This window comes from Pseudomonas sp. ZS1P83, assembly GCF_054897825.1.
Genome location: NZ_CM142706.1, coordinates 62,521 through 83,657, shown reverse-complemented (window position 1 = coordinate 83,657; position 21,137 = coordinate 62,521). Strand labels below are relative to the sequence as shown.

Annotated in this window: 23 protein-coding genes; 5 read left to right on the top strand and 18 right to left on the bottom strand. The window is 58.5% G+C overall.

The features are described from left to right. Genes ACYZT0_RS00420 through ACYZT0_RS00400 form a run of 5 tightly spaced genes read right to left on the bottom strand, consistent with a single transcriptional unit; the run spans position 1 to position 5,224 of the window. On the bottom strand, positions 1 to 3,120 hold the full coding sequence (locus ACYZT0_RS00420) for a pilus assembly protein (RefSeq protein ID WP_462044176.1): 3,120 nt from the start codon (positions 3,118 to 3,120) through the stop codon (positions 1 to 3). Further along, the gene (locus ACYZT0_RS00415; RefSeq protein WP_462044175.1) at positions 3,107 to 3,586 is read right to left on the bottom strand and encodes a pilus assembly PilX family protein; all 480 of its coding nucleotides are present in this window, start codon (positions 3,584 to 3,586) and stop codon (positions 3,107 to 3,109) included. The genes ACYZT0_RS00420 and ACYZT0_RS00415 overlap by 14 nt, the downstream gene beginning before the upstream one ends. Positions 3,587 to 3,597: 11 nt before the next feature. Then, a complete protein-coding gene (locus ACYZT0_RS00410) occupies positions 3,598 to 4,308 on the bottom strand; it encodes a PilW family protein (protein WP_462044174.1) in 711 nt (236 codons plus the stop codon). Beyond that, positions 4,305 to 4,754 carry a type IV pilus modification protein PilV gene (gene pilV / locus ACYZT0_RS00405; protein WP_462044173.1) on the bottom strand — a complete coding sequence of 150 codons (450 nt, stop codon included), beginning with the start codon at positions 4,752 to 4,754 and terminating at the stop codon, positions 4,305 to 4,307. The genes ACYZT0_RS00410 and pilV overlap by 4 nt, the downstream gene beginning before the upstream one ends. Beyond that, positions 4,751 to 5,224, bottom strand: coding sequence for a GspH/FimT family pseudopilin (locus ACYZT0_RS00400; protein WP_462044172.1), 474 nt, complete (start codon positions 5,222 to 5,224; stop codon positions 4,751 to 4,753). Before ACYZT0_RS00400 ends, pilV begins: the two co-directional genes overlap by 4 nt. A 131-nt stretch (positions 5,225 to 5,355) precedes the next feature. Here ACYZT0_RS00400 and ACYZT0_RS00395 point away from each other — a divergent pair, with 131 nt between their 5' ends. Further along, positions 5,356 to 5,913 (top strand): GspH/FimT family pseudopilin, encoded by a 558-nt coding sequence (locus tag ACYZT0_RS00395; protein WP_462044171.1) that lies wholly within the window; start codon positions 5,356 to 5,358, stop codon positions 5,911 to 5,913. On the opposite strand, the gene ispH is transcribed toward ACYZT0_RS00395, so the two are convergent. The 6 genes from ispH to murJ all read right to left on the bottom strand — a co-directional run bounded on the left by ispH (position 5,882) and on the right by murJ (position 13,387). Beyond that, positions 5,882 to 6,829 (bottom strand): 4-hydroxy-3-methylbut-2-enyl diphosphate reductase, encoded by a 948-nt coding sequence (gene ispH, locus ACYZT0_RS00390; protein WP_348124531.1) that lies wholly within the window; start codon positions 6,827 to 6,829, stop codon positions 5,882 to 5,884. The genes ACYZT0_RS00395 and ispH overlap by 32 nt on opposite strands. A 157-nt stretch (positions 6,830 to 6,986) precedes the next feature. Further along, positions 6,987 to 7,424 (bottom strand): FKBP-type peptidyl-prolyl cis-trans isomerase, encoded by a 438-nt coding sequence (gene fkpB / locus ACYZT0_RS00385; RefSeq protein WP_177333623.1) that lies wholly within the window; start codon positions 7,422 to 7,424, stop codon positions 6,987 to 6,989. 7 nt (positions 7,425 to 7,431) lie between these two features. Further along, positions 7,432 to 7,944 (bottom strand): signal peptidase II, encoded by a 513-nt coding sequence (lspA, locus tag ACYZT0_RS00380; protein WP_462044170.1) that lies wholly within the window; start codon positions 7,942 to 7,944, stop codon positions 7,432 to 7,434. After that, a complete protein-coding gene (ileS, locus tag ACYZT0_RS00375; RefSeq protein WP_462044169.1) occupies positions 7,937 to 10,768 on the bottom strand; it encodes an isoleucine--tRNA ligase in 2,832 nt (943 codons plus the stop codon). The genes lspA and ileS overlap by 8 nt, the downstream gene beginning before the upstream one ends. Further along, positions 10,769 to 11,719, bottom strand: coding sequence for a bifunctional riboflavin kinase/FAD synthetase (gene ribF / locus ACYZT0_RS00370; RefSeq protein WP_056742826.1), 951 nt, complete (start codon positions 11,717 to 11,719; stop codon positions 10,769 to 10,771). 129 nt (positions 11,720 to 11,848) lie between these two features. Then, positions 11,849 to 13,387: a murein biosynthesis integral membrane protein MurJ gene (murJ, locus tag ACYZT0_RS00365; RefSeq protein ID WP_462044168.1), complete on the bottom strand. Its 1,539-nt coding sequence runs from the start codon at positions 13,385 to 13,387 to the stop codon at positions 11,849 to 11,851. Positions 13,388 to 13,639: 252 nt separating this feature from the next. On the opposite strand from murJ, the gene rpsT reads away from it, so the two are divergent. Beyond that, positions 13,640 to 13,918, top strand: a complete 279-nt coding sequence (rpsT, locus tag ACYZT0_RS00360; protein ID WP_008154937.1) for a 30S ribosomal protein S20 — start codon at positions 13,640 to 13,642, stop codon at positions 13,916 to 13,918. Positions 13,919 to 14,039: 121 nt separating this feature from the next. On the opposite strand, the gene ACYZT0_RS00355 is transcribed toward rpsT, so the two are convergent. The 5 genes from ACYZT0_RS00355 to rplU all read right to left on the bottom strand — a co-directional run bounded on the left by ACYZT0_RS00355 (position 14,040) and on the right by rplU (position 17,800). Next, positions 14,040 to 14,504 (bottom strand): CreA family protein, encoded by a 465-nt coding sequence (locus tag ACYZT0_RS00355; protein ID WP_462044167.1) that lies wholly within the window; start codon positions 14,502 to 14,504, stop codon positions 14,040 to 14,042. Between the two features lie 12 nt (positions 14,505 to 14,516). Next, positions 14,517 to 15,635: a glutamate 5-kinase gene (gene proB, locus ACYZT0_RS00350; RefSeq protein ID WP_462046657.1), complete on the bottom strand. Its 1,119-nt coding sequence runs from the start codon at positions 15,633 to 15,635 to the stop codon at positions 14,517 to 14,519. A 123-nt stretch (positions 15,636 to 15,758) separates the two neighbouring features. Beyond that, a complete protein-coding gene (gene cgtA / locus ACYZT0_RS00345; protein ID WP_462044166.1) occupies positions 15,759 to 16,982 on the bottom strand; it encodes an Obg family GTPase CgtA in 1,224 nt (407 codons plus the stop codon). A 193-nt stretch (positions 16,983 to 17,175) separates the two neighbouring features. After that, the gene (gene rpmA / locus ACYZT0_RS00340) at positions 17,176 to 17,451 is read right to left on the bottom strand and encodes a 50S ribosomal protein L27 (protein ID WP_003215862.1); all 276 of its coding nucleotides are present in this window, start codon (positions 17,449 to 17,451) and stop codon (positions 17,176 to 17,178) included. A gap of 34 nt (positions 17,452 to 17,485) precedes the next feature. Continuing rightward, on the bottom strand, positions 17,486 to 17,800 hold the full coding sequence (rplU, locus tag ACYZT0_RS00335; protein ID WP_007901869.1) for a 50S ribosomal protein L21: 315 nt from the start codon (positions 17,798 to 17,800) through the stop codon (positions 17,486 to 17,488). Between the two features lie 240 nt (positions 17,801 to 18,040). Between rplU and ACYZT0_RS00330 the strand changes: the two genes are divergently transcribed. The 3 genes from ACYZT0_RS00330 (at position 18,041) to ACYZT0_RS00320 (ending at position 19,925) form a co-directional block, all read left to right on the top strand. After that, entirely contained in the window at positions 18,041 to 19,009 is a 969-nt protein-coding gene (locus ACYZT0_RS00330; RefSeq protein ID WP_462044165.1) for a polyprenyl synthetase family protein, read from the top strand. Between the two features lie 112 nt (positions 19,010 to 19,121). After that, positions 19,122 to 19,463: a zinc ribbon domain-containing protein YjdM gene (locus ACYZT0_RS00325; RefSeq protein WP_008154270.1), complete on the top strand. Its 342-nt coding sequence runs from the start codon at positions 19,122 to 19,124 to the stop codon at positions 19,461 to 19,463. Positions 19,464 to 19,667: 204 nt separating this feature from the next. Further along, positions 19,668 to 19,925: a PA4570 family protein gene (locus ACYZT0_RS00320; protein WP_462044164.1), complete on the top strand. Its 258-nt coding sequence runs from the start codon at positions 19,668 to 19,670 to the stop codon at positions 19,923 to 19,925. 49 nt (positions 19,926 to 19,974) lie between these two features. On the opposite strand, the gene ACYZT0_RS00315 is transcribed toward ACYZT0_RS00320, so the two are convergent. Beyond that, positions 19,975 to 20,592: an FKBP-type peptidyl-prolyl cis-trans isomerase gene (locus tag ACYZT0_RS00315; protein ID WP_462044163.1), complete on the bottom strand. Its 618-nt coding sequence runs from the start codon at positions 20,590 to 20,592 to the stop codon at positions 19,975 to 19,977. Positions 20,593 to 20,713: 121 nt separating this feature from the next. Beyond that, the gene (locus ACYZT0_RS00310) at positions 20,714 to 21,025 is read right to left on the bottom strand and encodes a DUF6482 family protein (RefSeq protein WP_462044162.1); all 312 of its coding nucleotides are present in this window, start codon (positions 21,023 to 21,025) and stop codon (positions 20,714 to 20,716) included. Positions 21,026 to 21,137: the final 112 nt, after the last annotated feature.

Below are 21,137 nucleotides of genomic sequence, written 5' to 3'. Positions count from 1 at the left end.
TTACTGTATTTGTCGCCACATGATGCGACGGTTGACACCACCGCCGGGCTTTTCCACCAGCGAGTTCACGCCGCCACCGGAGTCGCTCACGATCTTGCGGGACGCATTGTTGACGATCGCGTTGAGCGTCGGAATACCACCGGTGAAAATCACCCCGCTGGAAATCGAATCCTTGATGTCGACCAGCCCGTCGCCATTGGTGTCGAGCACCGCGTAGTTGAGCATCTTACCGCTGAATGCATCCAACTCGACCAGTTTGCCGGTACCGGAACTGGCGCAAGGATCGGTGGTGTCCACGCTGGCCGTGGTAAACACGATCCGTCCGAACACCAGATTGGCCTGATTGATCACCCGCTCACCGGTCAATACGTTGTTGTAAACCAATGGCAGATACCAGCCCTTCTTTGCCGGATAGGTCACCTCATTCTGGCTGGTGGTGATGAATTGTCCGCTGCTGCCCGAGAACACACCGGTCACCGCTTGGGCCTGCAAACTGGACGTTGTGATTTGCCCGGAGCCACCTTCCGCATCCCACACTGCATAGAACGCCTGCAGATCCTTGTTGGTTTTGTCGACGGTTTCGTTGAATTTGCCGGTGCCGAAAAATACCACTTTTCCACCCAGGGAATTGTCCGCAAGCAACGGCTGCGCGGTGATCGGTTGTGTCGCACCACCCGGTGCCGTGAACAACGGCTTGCCGGAAAACGCCACGCCCCAGGTGTCCGTGGTGGTGGCGCTCAAATCAAACTTCCATAGTCGTCCTTTCAAGTCTCCGCCATAAGCAGCTTGCACCACGTTCTGCGAGTTGACCTTGAGTTTCACCGAGGACAGACCGTTGGTGGTCTCCGTGCTGTCAACGACGATTTTCTTGATCAATGATCCATCCCGCAGATCCACCACATACAACGCCGCCACGCCTGAACTGCTGCCATAGCCGTTGGAAATGAACGCCGCCCAACGACCATCCGCCAAGCGTGCCACTTCCGGTCGTGCGTAGGCATAACCCAGATCATTGAAAACGTTCGCCGTATTTGCTGTGGACGGTGCGCTGATCTCCCACAACGCCTTGGTCACGTTACCGGCCGAGGCGTCGAACAACTGCAACGCGTAGAAGGTCCTGCCCCCCGCCCCTGTTCCACCCAATGCCAGGGTCTTCCAGGCGCTGTTGAGTTGCGCATCGAATACCGCGACCTGACCGTCAACCAGAAATTTGTGGCTGACGCCGTTGATGTAATTGGTGTCGGCGATCAAACGCAGCGAAGGCAACACACTGGAAGGCATGTAGGCATAACGCCTGACACCGTTGGCCGAGTTGACGACGTTCACAAAACCGTCGTTGGCGTTCACCACCAGGCTGGCATTCATGTTGGCGGCTTTGGTGGCCAGGTAGGTGCTGTAGGTAGTATCCCCCACCAGATCGGACGCGGTTTGGTCCGTGGGCGCGGCCAGCACGAGTGGCGAATTGACAATGTCGCCGAGCAACACGCTACGCGCTTTCAACCCGGTTTTGTTGGTGCCCTTGCTCCACTCCACCAGATCGCTGCCCGTGATCCCGATGGGCAAGTTCAGGCTGAGGGAAATTTGCTGGGTCGGGGAAAAATTGCCGTAGGCCAGAGTGACAGCGGCGTTGGTCAGGGTGTTCCAGGACTGGTAGGTCGGCGCAGTAGCACCGGGCACGATAGTGGTATCGGTCGTCCATAGCACCGCGGCCATGTTAACCGCGCCCGCCGATGTGAAGCCAAGGGATTTGATGGTGCCCCGCCAGTCCTTGGGGTCGTAGGTGGTCTGGAAATAGGTTGAGTTGCTGGCGAGAGTGGTGCCGCTGGTAACGCCGCTGCCACCTGAGCCGGCCTTGGCGGTGAGGTCGCTCAAGGCTGCAGCCAGTGCACTGATGAGTTCCGCGCTATCGCTCGCCTGGTAGTACCGGCCCTGTCCGTAGGTCGCCGCATCCAACAACATCTGGTTAGCGACGGCAAAACCCACGGTGTAGGTGTTCATGTTCTGCTTGGGAAAATCCACCTCGTTCCAGCTTTTACCCGCGGCATCTGTCCCTGTGGAGCGCATGTCGATGTCGAAGGCGAACTTGGCGATGTCATCCAGGTACAGGGTGTCGCCCTCATCGTCGCCGGAGAGGTTGTCGCCATCGTTATTGCTGATCCCGTCCCAGTTCGGTAACCGACTGCCACCCAGCGGATCGTTGGTCGGAAAGGTTCGGTCGTAGGTCGGCAGACCATCGGTAATCACCACCCCGTAATTTTTCTGGCAACGGTACTGAATCGGACTGGTGTAGGTGGTGGGCGTCGAGTTGTTGTATGGCGCCATGCCACGGAAATAGCGGGTGATTTCGTAATAGGCTTCTGCCAGCGGTGTATTGGCTTCCGCGCTCAGTTCATCGATCGCGTCGATCAGTGCGTTGTAGTTGGTATTGGCCTGAGCCTGGGTCACGGTGCCGCTGACCGCTGACATATCACTGACCGAACGGGCAATGTAACCGCCGTCATTCTTGTGGTTGCCGACCGCCAGATTGAACGTCGACAGGCCGATGCGCAGCGCGCGGTTGCCGGCCACCAACATCTTGGAAACGTTGCGCGCCACGTTTATCCGGTAATCATTGGGGATCGAGCCATCAGTGAAATCCCGATCTGAATTGTTGGCCAGACTTATCAGATAGGACAAGTAATTTGCCGTATACCGCGTGTCCTCGCTCCCCACCGGATCGGGAAGTTTGAGGCAAAGCGAATCCGGACCGGAAGAGCTGTTGTTATAAAAGCCGTACCATCCTTTCGAACATTTTCCTCGAGTCAAACTCGACAAAGCAATATTGGTATCGGTCATATCAAGCTCGCGGCCTTTCGAGCACGAACCATTCGAGAGGCAAATAGTCACTGTGGGGCGTGCGACCGTCGGGTCGAAGCCTGCCGCCCAGATAATGTTGTTCATACTCCCCGAGTCGTCGAGCAACAGCATCACATTGGGTGCGACAGCGGCGGCGCTCAACAGCGGCGAATCCGAGGGCGTGAAGGCGTAAGTCGGCGCGGCCAGATAAAGGCTCAACGCCGCGCCGCAGAACAGCTGAAATAACCAACGGCGCCAGCCTGTGCGGGCCTCAGTACTTCGCATAGATACTCTCCACCACACTGCGCGAGCTGCCTACGATACCCACAGCGGTCACCCGGTACAGCGTTGCCGACGTGTTGCTCGGCACGTTCACGGCCGTCAGGGTGGTGCCAATGTTCTGCACCCCATAAAAGCCGTTGCCGGAGGCGATCCAGGTCACCCCCGAGGTGGAATTGAACCCCGCGGCGGTGAGGACCGACGCTTCGGCCGGCGGCGCGCATTGGCTGGTACCGCTGCAAACCGGCAATGAATAGGTGTCCAGTTGCACCGCGCTTTCGCCAATGCGCAACGCCGCCTCCGCGCCCTGGAACGACTGGTTGCGCAGGATCACGCTGCCGGCCATTTTTTCCTGCAGGGTGGCGTTTTGCATCGATGAAAGGCCGATCAGTGTCAGCAACAGAAGGAACACCAGGCTGACCAACAGCGCCATGCCGCGCTGGGAGTGAGGGGGCTCGAAAGAAATACTCATCGGCCCTCCCCTCATGGCAAGCGGTTGCGCAGAGCGGCAACCACGTTAAAGGTTTGATTGCGTACCCGGTTGTTCGGGTCGGTGAGAGTCAACGTCAGGCGTACGCTGCGGATTCGAGCAGGGTCCGACGGATTGCTGCTGTAGCTGGAAGCGGACGCATCGGTAGCCGAACCAGCAAGACCGAAGCTCACGTCGAAGGCACTGACGTTGTCGACCAGCACCGCTTGGGTAGGCGTGGTGCCGCTTCCCATCGTCAGCTGATTGTTCTTAAGGCTGTAAACCAGTCGCCGAATCGGAAACGCCAACTGTCCCGATGCAGGAACCTGCAAATTTGAATAAGCCGTCGCCGTGTTTCGACAATCGGAGACCACCGTCCAGGTCGGCGTACCGCCACCCGCTCCCACATCGGCGGTCACCAAGGTCAGCTTGAGATTGGCATTGTCCCAACTGATCGGCGTTACCTGGCTGGCATTGAAACTCCCCCCGGCGCTTACGTCAGTGATCGTTCCCAGACAACCAAACATCCCCACCATGCGAATTTCCTGAATCATTTTGCTCAGCACAAATCGAGCATCTTCCTGCATGTTGGCCGACGCGTTTTGGCTGACGTAGGTGTTCTTGGCCGCAATGAAAATCTGCGCCACACCGAGCACCACGACCAGGCTCAACGCCAGGGCGATCAGCATTTCGATCAGGCCGAAACCTCGATTGAGCCGGTTCATGGCGTCGCCACCGGATCGACGGCGGCGCGACTGGTCAGCACAAAGCTGCGACGCGAATCGGCGGTATTGACAGCCCGTGAGTCATCCCAGGTGATGGTGATGGTGTACACCCGCTGATTGAGCATAACGCTGCCAGTAGCCGTGGCGCCGCCGAAATTGACGATGTTGGTCGTGAAGTCGTAGAGGTCCTGATCCCGGGCGACGCTCACGTTGCCCGAGGTCGGTGGCGTGACGGTGTAGTCGGCGCCGGAGTTGGCGCGAATGCGGTCCATCATGTCGTAGGCGATAAAACTGGCCTGGCTGGTCATCCGCGAGCTGTCAGTGTACTTCAGCGCATTGAGCTGAATCGCCGCCGCCCCCAACAGCCCAACACCCAGAATCAACAACGCAACCAAGACTTCGATCAGCGTCATGCCCTCCTGTGCACGCTTGCTCCATCCCCTCATCCGCAACTTCCACCCAATAGAATTCGTCCGTTCAAACATACATTCAGCGTCCTGCTTTGCGCCCCCAGTACATAGCTGATCACTACCGACGTGGACGGTGCCGACAAACCACCCAGATTGTTGAAATCGATGGCGGTCACTCCTGAGGTTAGCGTCAGAGTCGCCCCGCTGCTCATCGCTGGAACAACCCGCAATACTTTGGCCAATTTGCCAGTACCGTCATAGACCGATAGATCCCCGGTCCAGGCACCGTCTTCCGCCGTTGGGCGAACCCGGGTAGTGACACCCCGATCGATCGCCTCGAGCCGGGCGAAATTCAGACCTCGTTGCAGATCGCCGATTTCGGTGTCGGCCTTGGTGATTTGCACCGAACGGGTAAATGCCGGTACGGCCAGAGTGATCAGGACCAGAAATACTGCGAGCGCGACCAGCAACTCGATCAGCGTGAAACCTTTTGTACGATGATCCATCGGTGCCCTCCGTTGCCGTCGGCTATACCTGCTTCTACACGCTAGAACATTCGACCGGCAGATGTTCGGTTGTTTTGCCAATACTCGCGCAGGGATCGCGCGGGCCGCAGCACTCCAGGGAGGGAGATGACATGCATCAGCGAGGTTTCAGCCTGATCGAACTGCTCATGGGACTGACAATTGTCGGAATTGTTCTGCAACTTGTCAGTCCGGCGTCCGCAGCACTGACTGAATCGAACCATCGCGAGCAGGCGGCGCAGTTGCTTATCGGCGGTATACGCAACGCCAGAACCGTTGCCATCACACATAACCAGAGCGTCGTGATCCACGGCATCAACGGCGACTGGAGTCAGGGCTGGCGGATCATTCTGGATATCAGTGGTAAAGGGGCAGAGGACAACAGCAATCCGCTGCTGGTTGAGCGCGCGATTGGCGCTCGGGTACCGATTATCGGCAATTGGCCGGTCAGGCGATACATACGTTTCAACAGTATTGGCGAGCCACAGATGCCCGGACGGGCCTTTCAAGCAGGGACATTGCACATTTGCGCAGCCCGCGAACCGCTCACTCAGCTTCAGGTGGTGCTGGCCGCTACGGGCCGAGTCAGCCTGCGCAGCCATAAGGCTGAGCAGGCGCTATGCCCTGGGGGCAAAGGCGTTAAAGCAGGGAGCGCACGCGCAACTCTTTAGGCATGGAGAAGGTGATGTTCTCCTCGCGACCGGCCAGTTCATCGGCACCGGTAGCGCCCCACGCCTGCAACTGCTGGATCACGCCACGCACCAGAACTTCTGGCGCGGAGGCGCCAGCGGTGATGCCGATTCGCTCGACACCCTCGAACCAGCTCTTTTGCAGGTCTTCGGCACCGTCGATCAGGTAGGCCGGGGTGGCCATGCGCTCGGCCAGCTCACGCAAGCGATTGGAGTTGGAGCTGTTCGGGCTGCCGACCACCAACACCACGTCGCATTCGTCGGCCAGTTGCTTGACCGCGTCCTGACGGTTTTGCGTGGCGTAGCAGATGTCGTCCTTGCGCGGGCCACCGATCGCCGGGAAGCGCGTACGCAGTGCGTCGATGACGCGACTGGTATCGTCCATGGACAGGGTGGTCTGGGTCACGAACGCCAGTTTTTCAGGGTTGTTCACCTGCAACGCGGCGACGTCTTTCTCGTCTTCGACCAGATAGATCGCGCCACCGTTGCTGCCATCGTACTGGCCCATGGTGCCTTCGACTTCCGGATGACCGGCGTGGCCGATCAGGATGCATTCACGGCCGTCGCGGCTGTAGCGCGCCACTTCGATGTGCACCTTGGTCACCAACGGACAGGTAGCGTCGAACACTTTCAGACCACGACCAGCGGCTTCGGTACGCACCGCCTGGGAAACGCCGTGGGCACTGAAGATCACGATGACGTCGTCTGGCACCTGATCCAGTTCTTCGACGAAGATCGCTCCACGAGCACGCAGGTCTTCGACGACGAATTTGTTGTGGACCACTTCGTGGCGCACGTAGATCGGCGGCCCGAAGACCTCCAGTGCACGATTGACGATTTCGATCGCCCGGTCCACACCGGCGCAGAAGCCACGGGGGTTGGCGAGTTTGATTTGCATGCTGTGCCTCGTGTCTTGCGCGCAAGAAGTTAGATCGTTACAACCCTGTAGGAGCGAGGCTTGCCCGCGAAGGCGTAATCACAGTCAATATCAATGTTGACTGATCTACCGCTTTCGCGAGCAAGCTCTGCTCCTACTTTGGACCCTATTCAGTCAGTTACAACGATTTGACGTTGATGATCTCGACGTCAAAGGTCAATGTCTTGCCGGCCAACGGGTGGTTGAAGTCGATGGTCACTTGCTCGTCATCAAATTCCTTCACTACACCGGGCAACTCAGTATTGGCCGCATCGTTAAAGATCACCAGCAAGCCAGGCGACAGTTCCATGTCTTTGAACTGCGAGCGCGGGATGATCTGTACGTTCTGCGGGTTGGGTTGGCCAAAAGCGTTTTCCGGCTGAATCGTCAGCGTACGCTTGTCGCCAGCCTTGAAGCCGAACAGCGCTGCTTCGAAACCTGGCAACAGGTTGCCGTCGCCGACCTTGAAAGTCGCCGGGGCTTTGTCGAAGGTGCTGTCGACGGTGTCGCCGTTCTCCAGGCGCAGTGCAAAGTGCAAGGTGACTTCCGTGTTCTGGCGGATGCGTTGCTCAGCCAATACCTGTTCAGTCATGAACGGCTTCTCCAGTCTTTTTACTTTTGAACATATCCAGCGCAAGCATCACGGCACCGACACTAATTGCACTGTCGGCAAAGTTGAACGCCGGGAAATACCAGCGGTTCTGCCAATGCACCAGAATGAAATCGATCACATGGCCCAGGGCAATGCGGTCATACAGATTGCCCAGCGCGCCACCCAGCACCAGCGCCAGGGCGATGGCCAACCAGGTTTCGTTGCGGCCCAGGCGTTTAAGCCAGACCACCAGCACCGCACTGACCACGACCGCGATCAGTGCAAACAGCCAGCGCTGCCAGCCGGAGCTGTCGGCCAGGAAGCTGAACGCCGCGCCGGTGTTGTAGGCCAGGGTCCAGCTGAACAAATCGGGGATCACCACGATTTGCTGGTACATCTCGAGCTTGCCTTCAAAGTAGAACTTGCTGGCCTGGTCAATGACCAGGACCAGCAGGCTCAACCAAAGCCAGCTCAGCCGTCCGAAACGGCCAGCCGCATTAGGCATAATGACGAACCTCGCCCGCGCCGCTGATGTTGTCGACGCAACGACCGCAGATTTCCGGATGCTCCGGGTTCACGCCAACGTCTTCACGGCAGTGCCAGCAACGTGCGCACTTGGCGAAGGCCGATTTGACGATCTTCAACTTCAGGCCGCTGACTTCGGTGACTACGGCATCGGCCGGGGCCTGTACGAACGGCGCAACGCTGGCGGTCGAAGTGATCAGAACGAAACGCAGTTCGTTGCTCAGCTTGGCCAGGTCGGCGCTCAGCGCCTCTTCGGCGAACAGCGTCACTTCGGCTTGCAGGTTGCCACCGACGGCCTTGGCCGCGCGCTGGATTTCCATTTCCTTGTTGACCGCGACCTTCACCGCCATGATCCGCTCCCAGTAGGCGCGGTCCAGTTCGACGCCTTCCGGCAGCTCGGTCAGGCCTTCGTACCAGGTGTTGAGCATCACGGATTCGTTACGCTCGCCCGGCAGGTATTCCCACAGTTCGTCGGCGGTGAACGCCAGGATCGGCGCGATCCAGCGCACCAGCGCTTCGCTGATGTGGTACAGCGCGGTTTGCGCCGAACGGCGGGCCTTGCTGTTGGCGCCAGTGGTGTACTGACGGTCCTTGATGATGTCCAGGTAGAAACCGCCCAGCTCCTGCACGCAGAAGTTGTGGATCTTGGAGTAGACGTTCCAGAAACGGTACTCACCGTAGTGCTCTTGCAACTCGCGTTGCAGCAGCAGGGTGCGGTCCACGGCCCAACGGTCCAGCGCCAGCATTTCTTCGGCCGGCAGGATGTCGGTGGCCGGGTTGAAGCCGGTCAGGTTCGAGAGCAGGAAGCGCGCGGTGTTACGGATACGCCGGTAGGCGTCCGCACTGCGTTGCAGGATCTGCTCGGAAACCGCCATTTCACCCGAGTAATCGGTGGAAGCGACCCACAGACGCATGATGTCGGCGCCCAGCGTGTCGTTGACCTTTTGTGGCGCGATCACGTTGCCCAAGGACTTGGACATCTTGCGACCGGACTCGTCGACGGTGAAGCCGTGAGTCAGCAGCTCGCGGTACGGCGCGTGATTGTCGATGGCGCAACCGGTCAGCAGCGACGAGTGGAACCAGCCACGGTGTTGGTCCGAACCCTCCAGGTACAAGTCGGCACGCGGGCCGGTCTCGTGGCCCATCGGGTGCGAACCGCGCAGGACATGCCAGTGCGTGGTGCCCGAATCGAACCAGACGTCCAGGGTGTCGCTGATCTTGTCGTACTGCGGCGCTTCGTCACCGAGCAACTCGGCGGCGTCCATTTTGAACCAGGCTTCGATGCCTTCGACTTCGACGCGCTTGGCGACTTCTTCCATCAGCTCGGCGGTACGTGGGTGCAGCTCGCCGCTTTCCTTGTTCAGAAAGAACGGGATCGGCACGCCCCAGTTGCGCTGACGGGAGATGCACCAGTCCGGACGGTTGGCAATCATCGAGTGCAGGCGTGCCTGGCCCCAGGCCGGAACGAACTTGGTCTCTTCGATGGCTTTGATCGCGCGCTTGCGCAGGGTGTCGCCGGTCACTGGTTCTTTGTCCATGCCGATGAACCACTGCGCGGTGGCGCGGTAGATCAGCGGAGTCTTGTGACGCCAGCAGTGCATGTAACTATGTTCGATGGTTTCGGTGTGCAGCAACGCGCCGATTTCCGACAGCTTGTCGACGATGGCCGGATTGGCCTTCCAGATGAACTGGCCGCCGAAGAACTCCAGCGACGTCGCGTAGACGCCGTTGCTCTGTACCGGACTGAGGATGTCGTCGTTGACCATGCCGTATTTCTTGCAGGTCACGAAGTCGTCCACGCCATAGGCCGGTGCGGAGTGAACCACGCCGGTGCCAGCGCCCAGCTCAACGTACTCGGCCAGGTATACCGGCGACAGACGGTCGTAGAACGGGTGACGGAAGTTGATCAGTTCCAGCTCTTTACCGGTGGTGGTCGCGATGACCGAGCCTTCCAGGCTGTAACGGGCCAGGCACGACTCGACCAGTTCTTCAGCCAGCACCAGCAGTTTGTCGCCGACGTCGACCAGGGCATAGTTGAATTCCGGGTGAACGTTCAGCGCCTGGTTAGCCGGAATGGTCCACGGGGTGGTGGTCCAGATCACGATCGAAGCAGGTTTGCCCAGCGACGGCAGACCGAAAGCGGCAGCCAGCTTGGCTTCGTCGGCAATCGGGAAGGCCACGTCGATGGTCGAGGACTTTTTGTTCTCGTACTCGACTTCCGCTTCAGCCAGGGCCGAACCGCAGTCGAAGCACCAGTTCACCGGCTTCAGGCCCTTGAACACAAAACCGCCCTTGACGATTTCAGCCAGAGCGCGGATTTCACCGGCCTCGTTTTTGAAGTCCATGGTCTTGTACGGGTTGGCAAAGTCGCCCAACACGCCCAGACGGATGAATTCGGACTTCTGGCCTTCGATCTGCTCAGTGGCATAGGCACGGCACAGTTCGCGGGTCTTGTCCGCGCCCAGATTCTTGCCGTGGGTCACTTCGACTTTGTGCTCGATCGGCAGACCGTGGCAGTCCCAGCCCGGAACATAAGGCGCATCGAAACCCGACAGGGTTTTCGAGCGGATGATCATGTCCTTGAGAATCTTGTTCAGCGCATGACCGATGTGAATCGTGCCGTTGGCGTACGGAGGACCGTCGTGCAGAACGAACTTCGGACGATCCTTGCCAATTTCGCGCAACTTACCGTACAGGCCAATGCTGTCCCAGCGCTGCAGAATCTGCGGTTCGCGCTGAGGCAGGCCGGCCTTCATTGGGAAGGCGGTGTCCGGAAGGTTTAGCGTGGCTTTATAGTCGGTCATTTAAGGCTCTTCATTAGCGATTGGCGCTAGGTGCGACAGGGCACGGGCGGCGGCAACATCCGCATTGATCGCCGTCTTAAGCGCCTCCAGAGAGGCGAAACGCTGCTCTTCACGCAGCTTGTGGTGGAAAACCACCGTCAAACGCCGGTCATACAGATCGCCGGCAAAATCTAAAAGATGCACTTCGAGGTGGGCTTTGCCATCACCTTGGACCGTTGGCCGCACGCCGATATTGGCGACGCCTGGCCAGGTCTTGCCGTCGATGTCGACGTTGACCAGGTAAACCCCGGTCAGCGGCACGCGACGACGCTTGAGTTGTATGTTGGCCGTAGGCGTACCCAATTGGCGCGCCAGCTTCTGACCATGCAGGACTCGCCCGGCAATCCGGAACGGACGACCAAGCAGCCGTTCAGCAAGCGCAAAATCGGCAGCGGCCAGGGCATTGCGGACCTGAGTGCTGCTGACGCGAATACCGTCCAGTTCCACGGTCTGCGCCGCTTCCACGGTAAAACCCTGAAGGACGCCAGCCTGTTGCAGGAAATCGAAATCCCCTACCCGGTCACAACCGAAACGGAAGTCGTCACCGACCTCCAGATGCTGAACCCCGAGGCCGTCCACCAGAATGGTGTCGACGAATTCGCTGGCGCTGAGCTTGCTCAGGCGCTGGTTGAAGGCCAGACACAGGACCCGGTCGACACCTTCCTCAGCCAGCAGCTGCAGTTTGTCCCGTAGCCGGGCCAGACGGGCCGGTGCCGTGTCAGGGGCGAAGAATTCTCGCGGCTGCGGCTCAAATATCACCACGCAGCTGGGCACGCCCAACTCGAGCGCACGCTCACGGAGCCTCGCCAGGATAGCCTGGTGGCCACGGTGAACACCGTCAAAGTTGCCAATAGTGGCGACACAGCCCCGATGCTGGGGGCGCAGGTTGTGGAGGCCTCGAACCAGCTGCATAACGCGCTTCTTGCTCATAAAGTGGTCGATTATAACCACACCCGGCGGCCGACGACAGGCAACACCGTAACCCAAAGTGATCGAGCCGACAAAACCGTCGATTCGCCCGTGTTTATCAAGGCAAGGACCTCAGCTCAATGTCTTGCGATTGAAGTCGCGCAAACGGAAGCCCATCAACAGCAACATGCCGAAATAAGCGACCACGCCAGCAGCAACCAGTGCGCCCAGACGCAGGAACCGTTCAAGCATATGGCCCTGATCCCACGGCGGCATGAAGTGCATTCCGACCAGTAGCACAACAGACATCACCAACACCGCGATCACTAGTTTGGCAGCGAACTTCGCCCAGCCCGGTTGCGGCTGATACATCTGCTGCTTGCGCAGTTGATAGAACAGCAGGCTGGCGTTAATGCACGCACCGATGCTGATGGCCAGTGCCAGACCGGCGTGGGCCAGCGGGCCGATCAATACCAGGTTGAACAATTGGGTAACGATCAGGGTGAAAATCGCGATTTTTACCGGCGTGCGGATGTTTTGTTGCGCATAAAAGCCCGGCGCCAGCACTTTGATCACGATAATCCCGAGCAAACCCACCGAATAAGCGATCAGCGCCCGTTGAGTCATGGAGGCGTCAAACGCGCCGAACTGGCCGTACTGGAACAGCGAAACGGTCAATGGCTCAGCGAGAATTCCCAGCGCCAGTGAGCACGGCAACACCAGCACGAAACACAGACGCAGGCCCCAATCGAGGATCCGCGAATATTCCTGGCGATCCTTGCTGGCGTAAGTCTTGGCCAGGGTCGGCAGGAGAATCGTACCCAGCGCCACACCCAGAACACCGGAGGGCAACTCCATCAAACGGTCGGCGTAGTACATCCAGGACACGGAACCGGCGACCAGGAACGAGGCAAAAATGGTATTGATGATCAGCGAAATCTGGCTCACGGACACGCCGAGAATCGCCGGAAGCATTTGCTTCATGACCCGCCACACGCCGCTGTCACGCAGGTTCAGTCGTGGCAACACCAGCAGGCCGATCTTCTTCAGGTGCGGCAGCTGATAGAGCAATTGCGCCAGACCGCCCACCAGTACTGCCCAGCCCAGCGCCATGACCGGCGGATCGAAATACGGTGTCAGGAACACCGAAAAGATGATCATGCTGACATTGAGCAGGGTCGGCACGAAGGCCGGCACCGAGAAACGGTTATACGTATTGAGGATCGCCCCGGCCAATGAAGACAGGGAGATCAGCAATATATAAGGAAAGGTCACGCGCAACAGGCTGGCCGTCAGCTCGAATTTTTCCGGCGTATCGGTGAAACCTGGCGCGGTCGCCCAGATGACCCACGGCGCGGCGATCATGCCCAAAGCGGTGACCAACGCCAGCACCAGCGTCAGCAGGCCCGATACGTAGGCAATGAAGGTTCGCGTCGCCTCCTCACCCTTCTGGCTTTTGTATTCAGCAAGAATCGGCACGAACGCCTGGGAAAAGGCTCCCTCGGCGAAGATCCGCCGCAGCAGATTTGGCAGTTTGAAGGCGATAAAGAAGGCGTCGGTCGCCATCCCCGCGCCAAATGTACGTGCGATAAGGGTGTCACGTACGAACCCCAGAATCCGGGAAAGCATCGTGATAGAGCTGACGGCGGCCAACGATTTGAGCAGATTCATTGAAAGAGTTTGTGCCTGTCGATAAACAGCAGGCGAACAAAGCGCCTACTTATGCGATACTCCGCGCCGCAGCAGCACAGAGCCAAAGCTCGCGAGTTTACAGGTCAAGCGCCGGAAATAAATATCCCGCCTCTTTATACCTACCACTTAGCGGAACGTCTCAACCGCCCTTGACAAGACATCAACTCATCGGCATGATTCGCGGCCTATTTTGTTTGCTATTTCCTAAAAAGTCTTTCGAGGAGCTCGACGGTGGCCAACACACCTTCCGCCAAAAAACGTGCAAAACAGGCTGAGAAGCGTCGCAGCCACAACGCCAGCCTGCGTTCCATGGTTCGTACCTACATCAAGAATGTAGTTAAAGCCATTGACGCAAAAGACGCTGAAAAAGCTCAAGCTGCTTACGTTCTGGCCGTGCCAGTTATCGACCGTATGGCCGATAAAGGCATCATCCACAAGAACAAGGCTGCTCGTCATAAGAGCCGCCTGAACGGTCACGTCAAGGCTCTGAACCTTGCTGTTGCCGCATAAGCGATAAGCTTGTTGAAAAACCGACCCCAGGGTCGGTTTTTTATTGCCTGCGATTTGAGTAAACGCAGCACAAAAAAAATGGGAAGGGCCAGGCCCCTCCCCTATTTTGATCTTCCTCAAATTACTGAGCGTGCGCCCACGGCAAAATTGGAATCGCCGTCACCGCATTCTGCGGACTGCCTTCGATCACCCGATCGCTGTAGACCAGGTACACCAGCGTATTGCGCTTCTTGTCGAGGAATCGCACCACCTGCATGGTCTTGAACACCAACGAAGTGCGCTCTTTGAACACCTCCTCGCCATCCTTCAACTCGCCTTTGAAGCTGATCGGCCCGACCTGACGGCAAGCGATAGACGCTTCAGCACGATCTTCAGCCAGCCCCAAACCACCCTTCACGCCGCCAGTCTTGGCTCGCGACAGGTAGCAGGTCACGCCCTCGACCTTTGGATCATCAAACGCTTCAACGACGATACGGTCGTTCGGGCCGACGAACTTGAACACCGTCGACACCTGACCAATCTCCTCGGCCGAGGCCAGCAGCGGCATCGCCAACAGCAGACCCAACAATCCTTTTGCTACGCGCATTCAGGTATTCCTTCAGACCAGAATCAGGTTATCGCGGTGAACCAGTTCAGGCTCCGCCATGTAACCCAACAGACCGACAATCGCCTCAGACGACTGACCGATGATTTTTTGTGCTTCCAGCGCACTGTAGTTGGCCAGGCCTCGGGCGATTTCACGACCGTCCGGCGCCACGCAAACCACCATCTCGCCACGACGGAAGCTACCCTGGACCCGCTTGACACCTACGGGCAGCAAACTTTTGTTGCCCTGGGACAGCGCCGTCACCGCACCAGCATCCAGCACGAGCGTGCCGCGGGTTTGCAGGTGCCCAGCCAGCCATTGCTTGCGCGCCGCCAGCATGCCGCGCTCGGGCGACAGCAAGGTGCCGATGCGCTCGCCCGCCTTGAGGCGATCCAGCACGCGCTCAATACGGCCGCCGACGATGATGGTATGCGCACCGGAACGAGCCGCCAGCCGCGCAGCGCGCAATTTGGTCTGCATGCCGCCACGACCCAGCGCGCCACCTGTACCGCCCGCTACCGCATCCAGTGCCGGATCATCGGCGCGCGCTTCGTAAATCAGATTGGCGTCAGGGTTGTTGCGCGGATCGGCGTCGAACATGCCGTCGCGATCGGTGAGGATCACCAGCAAGTCAGCTTCGACCAGGTTGGCTACCAGCGCCGCCAGGGTGTCGTTGTCACCGAAACGGATTTCGTCAGTGACCACAGTGTCGTTTTCGTTGATCACCGGGATAACTTTCAGCTCAACCAACGCTCGCAAGGTGCTGCGGGCGTTCAGGTAGCGCTTGCGGTCGGACAAGTCGTCGTGAGTCAGGAGAATCTGCGCGGTATGCCGGCCATGCTCGGCAAAGCTCGACTCCCAGGCCTGCACCAGGCCCATCTGACCGATGGCAGCAGCGGCCTGCAACTCGTGCATCGCACTGGGTCGTACGGTCCAGCCCAAGCGACTCATGCCAGCGGCCACCGCCCCGGAGGACACCAGCACCAGCTCGACGCCCGCCTCATGCAAAGCCACCATCTGCTGGACCCAAACACCCATTGCCGCGCGATCCAGGCCCTTGCCGTCCGCTGTCAGCAAAGCGCTGCCGATCTTCACGACCCAACGCTGCGCACCTGTCACCTTGCTCCGCATCATCTTCAACCCTAGCTTGAGGACAGCGCGACCCAGCGCTGCCCGTGACGTTATTCGTGACTACCGATTTCCAGATACTAAAACGCCGCTCTGGTGAGCGGCGTTTAAGTTTATCGCAACGAATCAGTCACGCACGTAAATGATTTCCGGACCGTCTTCGTCATCCACATCTTCTTCATCCCAATCATCGTCGCCGATATCGTGGACCGACTTCACGCCGCTACGACGCAGGGCACGCTGGTCATCCAGCGCCTGCAGCTGAGCACGGGCTTCGTCTTCGATGTGCTGATCGAGCTCGGCCAACTCTTCTTTGTAGACCGGGTCGTTAGCCAGGCGATCGGCACGATCCTCCATGTAACGCATGATGTCGTGGCAAAGACGCTCAGTGCCCAGCTTGGAGATGGCCGAGATCACGTAGACCGGACCGGTCCATTCCAGGCGATCAACGATCTCCTTGACGCGAGCATCGTGCTCTTCTTCAAGGATCTGGTCGCACTTGTTCAGCACCAACCAACGATCACGCTCAGCCAGGGACGGGCTGAACTTGGTCAGCTCGCTGACGATCACTTCAGCGGCATCCGGGGCGCTGGCGTCATCGAGCGGCGCCATGTCCACGAGGTGCAACAGCAGACGCGTACGCGACAAGTGCTTGAGGAAACGAATTCCCAGACCCGCACCATCGGAAGCGCCTTCGATCAGACCCGGAATGTCCGCGACCACAAAGCTTTTCCAGCGATCGACACTGACCACACCCAGGTTCGGCACCAACGTGGTGAACGGGTAGTCGGCGACTTTCGGCTTGGCGGCCGACACCGAACGAATGAAGGTACTTTTGCCAGCATTCGGCAAACCCAGCAGACCGACGTCAGCCAACACCTTCATTTCCAGCTTCAGATCACGCGCCTCACCCGGTTTGCCCGGAGTGGTCTGACGCGGAGCACGGTTGGTACTGGACTTGAATCGGGTGTTACCCAGACCGTGCCAGCCGCCGTGCGCGACCAACAGCTTTTGACCGGCCTTGGTCAAGTCGCCGATTATTTCCTGGGTGGCAGAGTCGATGACCGTGGTGCCCACCGGAACACGCAGCACCAGCTCTTCACCTTTCTTGCCGGTGCAGTCGGTGCTGCCGCCGTTGGAACCGCGCTCGGCATCGAAATGCCGGGTGTAACGGTAGTCCACCAGGGTGTTGAGGTTTTCGTCGGCGATCATGTAGACCGAGCCGCCATCACCACCGTCACCGCCGTTCGGGCCGCCGTTTTCAATGAATTTTTCGCGACGGAAGCTCATGCAACCGTTGCCGCCGTCACCGGCCTTTACTCGAATCGATACTTCATCAACAAACTTCATAACAAAACGCCTCTCGCCATACGGACGAGCCGAAAAAACCTAGACATAAGACTCTTGCAAAAATGAGCGCAGCGACCTCAATCAACGACCGCAAATCCAGCGCTGGAGCCCATCACAAACAGCTTTGCAAGAGACTCACCCCACAAACGAAAAAGCCCCGTCGCAAGACAGGGCTTTTCCAGCAACTGCGTAATTATGCCGCGACGACTTCAGTCTTCGGGACAATGCTTACGTAACGGCGATTGAAAGCGCCTTTTACTTCGAACTTGATCACGCCGTCGATTTTAGCGAACAGAGTGTGATCTTTGCCCATGCCAACGCCGTAGCCAGCGTGGAATTGGGTGCCGCGCTGACGCACGATGATGTTGCCCGGAATGATAACCTGGCCGCCATACATCTTCACGCCAAGGCGTTTGGCTTCTGAGTCGCGACCGTTACGGGTACTACCACCAGCTTTTTTGTGTGCCATGAGTCAATTCTCCTAGTGAGGAATTAGGCTGAAATTAAGCCTGAATACCGGTGATTTTGATCTCGGTGTACCACTGGCGGTGGCCCATACGCTTCATGTGGTGCTTACGACGACGGAACTTGATGATGCGGACTTTATCGTGACGACCTTGGGAGATCACTTCAGCCACAACGGTAGCGCCAGGAACAACTGGAGCGCCGATATTCACGTCGTCGCCATTGGCAACCAACAGAACGCGATCAAAAGTAACGGATTCGCCGGTAGCGATTTCCAGTTTTTCGATCTTCAGGTATTCACCTGGAGCAACTTTGTACTGCTTGCCACCAGTAACGATTACTGCATAAGACATGGTATTTCTCCGATAATCCTGCTCACCCAGCTCTTTATAAGAAGAGGTATTGGCTGGCATGGCTGCATAAGGCTGGAAGGCCTGTTTGCAATTGCGTAAGGCAGGTGCTGCCCAGGAAGTTCAGGGTGCGCGATTGTACGCAAGCTACCGGGGCGATGCAAGAGGCCGTCCATCGTACCTTGACACTCGCCGACGCGGGTCCTAGCATGCCGCGCAACCCTTCTGGAGCAACTGTCGCTGATGCAACCCCAAGCTTTCTACCGCGCGGTGGCGGACGATTTTAGCGCCGTCGACGGCATCATCAAGAAGCAGCTGACTTCCCGAGTGCCGCTGGTATCGAAAATCGGCGACTACATAACCTCGGCTGGCGGTAAACGCCTGCGTCCATTATTAGTCTTGCTGTGTGGCAAGGCCCTGGGCCGCGAAGGCGATGACCTGCGCCTGCTGGCCGCGACCGTCGAGTTCCTGCACACCGCGACCCTGCTGCATGACGACGTGGTCGACATGTCCGGCATGCGCCGTGGCCGCTCGACCGCCAACGCCATGTGGGGTAACGCCCCAAGCGTGCTGGTGGGTGACTTCCTGTATTCGCGGTCCTTCGAAATGATGGTCGAACTGGGCTCCATGCCGGTGATGAAGATCCTTTCGCAAGCCACGCGCATCATCGCCGAAGGCGAAGTGTTGCAGCTGTCCAAGGTCCGTGACGCCAGCACCACTGAAGAAACCTACATGGAAGTCATCCGCGGCAAGACCGCGATGCTCTTCGAAGCGTCGACCCACAGTGCCGCAGCTCTCTGCGAAGCCACAGCGGAACAGGCTGAAGCCCTGCGCACGTTTGGCGACCATTTGGGCGTGGCGTTCCAACTGGTCGACGACCTGCTGGACTACAAAGGTGACGCTGAAACCCTGGGCAAGAACGTCGGTGACGACCTGGCTGAAGGGAAGCCGACCCTGCCGCTGATCTACACCATGCGTGAAGGTACGCCGGAGCAGGCTGCACTGGTTCGCAAGGCGATCCAGAAAGGCGGCATCGAAGACCTGGAAAGCATCCGCGAAGCCGTGGAAGCGTCAGGCTCGCTGGATTACACCGCCCAGCTGGCTCGCGACTACGTGGCCCGTGCGATCAAATGCCTCGACGCGCTGCCAGCCAGCGAGTATCGCGATGCGCTGGTCGAGTTGAGCGAGTTTGCGGTCGCGCGCACGCACTGATAGACCTCAACCTGTGGGGGCCCTCTCCCACAGGTTTGCTCCCTCACCCTCCTCCGCCTAAAAACCCTATACAATGTGCGACTTTTAGCGACCCTGACTCCAAGGAGCTTTAGTGAGCACGTTGCCACCCTGCCCAAAATGCAATTCCGAATACACCTACGAAGACGGCGCCCAGCTGATCTGTCCTGAATGCGCCCACGAGTGGTCCGCCAGCGGCGAAGCCGAAGCAGTGTCCGATGACACCGTGAAAAAGGATTCGGTGGGCAATGTCCTGCAGGACGGCGACACCATCACCGTGATCAAGGACCTCAAGGTCAAAGGCACGTCGCTGGTGGTCAAGGTCGGCACCAAGGTCAAGAACATCCGCCTGTGCGATGGCGATCACGATATCGATTGCAAGATCGACGGCATCGGCCCGATGAAGCTCAAATCCGAGTTCGTCAGAAAAGTCTGAGCCTGTTGTATTCCATCCTGCGCCCTGCGTGGGATGGTGTTTCACCCTCCCCTGCTTTACCCAACAATTCTTCGCAATAACCAAACGCCAGCCGTTTTGACCTTACGCAATCTTTACCCAGAAAAAAACAAACCGCCGATAGGTCCTTGCTATTTATTGAATAGGAATTATTCTCATTGAAACCAATCAATGGAGATGAGACCCATGACTTATTTGATCGATGCCTGGCTGGACCGGCCACACCCTTACCTCAGGATCCTGCATCGGGAAACCGGGGAAGTCTGTGCGGTGCTTGAAGAAGAAGCCTTGAACGAGCTGCAGGATCAGGGTGATCTGGACGTCAACGGCTTGAGTTCCAGCGAGCCGGTGGTGCTCAAGGAACAGGTGCGCAATCTTTTTCTGTTCTGCTATGCCCGGGCATTGCGCCCGACAAGCGAACTGCACCACAAGATCGAGATATGAAAAACGCTGAAAAACCCTGTAGGGGCGGAGCGCCTACAGGGTTACAGCCTTACAGAACGTCGAGCAGTTCGACGTCGAATACCAGTACGCTGTGCGGCGCAATGCTGCCAACACCTTGAGCGCCGTAAGCCAGTTCGCTCGGCACGTACAGACGCCATTTGCTACCGGCGTTCATCAGTTGCAGGGCTTCGGTCCAGCCAGCGATCACGCCGCCAACCGGGAATTCTGCAGGCTGACCACGATCGTAGGAGCTGTCGAACACAGTGCCGTCGATCAGGGTGCCGTGGTAGTGAGTACGCACTTGATCTTCACGGGTTGGCTTGGCGCCTTCACCTTGAGTCAGCACTTCGAATTGCAGGCCGGAAGCCAGGGTGGTGATGCCGTCACGCTTGGCGTTTTCAGCCAGGAATGCCAGGCCTTCGCCAGCAGCTGCTTCAGCTTTGGCTGCTGCTTCGGCTTGCATGATTTCGCGGATAACCTTGAAGCTGGCGGACATTTCTTCCTGACCCACACGGCTTTCCTTGCCGGCGAATGCATCGGTCAGACCCGCCAGGATCGCGTCCAGGCTAACGCCCGGTGGCGGGTTGTCGCGCAGTTGGTCGCCCAGCTGACGGCCTATACCGTAGCTGACGCGGGTTTCGTCGGTAGACAGATTTACTTCGGACATGACACTGCTCCGCTGTGCGGACGGCCCCGGAACTTGCCGTGCGTGCACAGCGCATCCCGGAGCGCCCGGAACCAAAAGGGCCAGCAGACTAGCACAGATGCCATCGCGTTGATGAGAGGCGTCAGCGCTGCCATGTCGTACGGAATGTGATCGGCACCTTCAGGCTTTCCTCCGCATTGGCACCGAGCCCGCACATTTCGTCATGAACCGAGGTATGCACAATGTTGAACGGTACGCAGGGACAGGCGTGGAGCACTTCACGTGCGTGCTCGACCGAGCGCAGATGAAACGTCTGGCCGCGGGCATCGCTCAATGGATACGCCGCGCCATGCATCCGCGCTTCCAACGTGTAGATCCCGCCTTCCATTGAAATCAGGTTCAGCTCATCGACCTTCCCGGCGATGGCATAGGCATTCAACTCTTGCAGGTTCATCAACACACCTCACGCAGTGGCGAGCCAAGATCCTTACAGGCATAGGCCTCGGCGCATCAAAGTACAAGCCACAAACGACACCGCCCGTCTGTTTCGCAACAGACGGGCGGTT

Coding starts and splice junctions, on each gene's coding strand:
- cgtA (WP_462044166.1), bottom strand. CDS start 16,982: ATGAAGTTTGTTGATGAAGTATCGATTCGAGTAAAGGCCGGTGACGGC.
- ribF (WP_056742826.1), bottom strand. CDS start 11,719: ATGCAGCTGGTTCGAGGCCTCCACAACCTGCGCCCCCAGCATCGGGGC.
- rpmA (WP_003215862.1), bottom strand. CDS start 17,451: ATGGCACACAAAAAAGCTGGTGGTAGTACCCGTAACGGTCGCGACTCA.
- lspA (WP_462044170.1), bottom strand. CDS start 7,944: ATGCCTAATGCGGCTGGCCGTTTCGGACGGCTGAGCTGGCTTTGGTTG.
- ACYZT0_RS00315 (WP_462044163.1), bottom strand. CDS start 20,592: ATGTCCGAAGTAAATCTGTCTACCGACGAAACCCGCGTCAGCTACGGT.
- murJ (WP_462044168.1), bottom strand. CDS start 13,387: ATGAATCTGCTCAAATCGTTGGCCGCCGTCAGCTCTATCACGATGCTT.
- ispH (WP_348124531.1), bottom strand. CDS start 6,829: ATGCAAATCAAACTCGCCAACCCCCGTGGCTTCTGCGCCGGTGTGGAC.
- ACYZT0_RS00415 (WP_462044175.1), bottom strand. CDS start 3,586: ATGAGTATTTCTTTCGAGCCCCCTCACTCCCAGCGCGGCATGGCGCTG.
- ACYZT0_RS00355 (WP_462044167.1), bottom strand. CDS start 14,504: ATGCGCGTAGCAAAAGGATTGTTGGGTCTGCTGTTGGCGATGCCGCTG.
- pilV (WP_462044173.1), bottom strand. CDS start 4,754: ATGAGGGGATGGAGCAAGCGTGCACAGGAGGGCATGACGCTGATCGAA.
- ACYZT0_RS00420 (WP_462044176.1), bottom strand. CDS start 3,120: ATGCGAAGTACTGAGGCCCGCACAGGCTGGCGCCGTTGGTTATTTCAG.
- ACYZT0_RS00320 (WP_462044164.1), top strand. CDS start 19,668: ATGACTTATTTGATCGATGCCTGGCTGGACCGGCCACACCCTTACCTC.
- ACYZT0_RS00310 (WP_462044162.1), bottom strand. CDS start 21,025: ATGAACCTGCAAGAGTTGAATGCCTATGCCATCGCCGGGAAGGTCGAT.
- ACYZT0_RS00330 (WP_462044165.1), top strand. CDS start 18,041: ATGCAACCCCAAGCTTTCTACCGCGCGGTGGCGGACGATTTTAGCGCC.
- rplU (WP_007901869.1), bottom strand. CDS start 17,800: ATGTCTTATGCAGTAATCGTTACTGGTGGCAAGCAGTACAAAGTTGCT.
- ileS (WP_462044169.1), bottom strand. CDS start 10,768: ATGACCGACTATAAAGCCACGCTAAACCTTCCGGACACCGCCTTCCCA.
- ACYZT0_RS00410 (WP_462044174.1), bottom strand. CDS start 4,308: ATGAACCGGCTCAATCGAGGTTTCGGCCTGATCGAAATGCTGATCGCC.
- proB (WP_462046657.1), bottom strand. CDS start 15,635: ATGCGGAGCAAGGTGACAGGTGCGCAGCGTTGGGTCGTGAAGATCGGC.
- ACYZT0_RS00395 (WP_462044171.1), top strand. CDS start 5,356: ATGCATCAGCGAGGTTTCAGCCTGATCGAACTGCTCATGGGACTGACA.
- ACYZT0_RS00400 (WP_462044172.1), bottom strand. CDS start 5,224: ATGGATCATCGTACAAAAGGTTTCACGCTGATCGAGTTGCTGGTCGCG.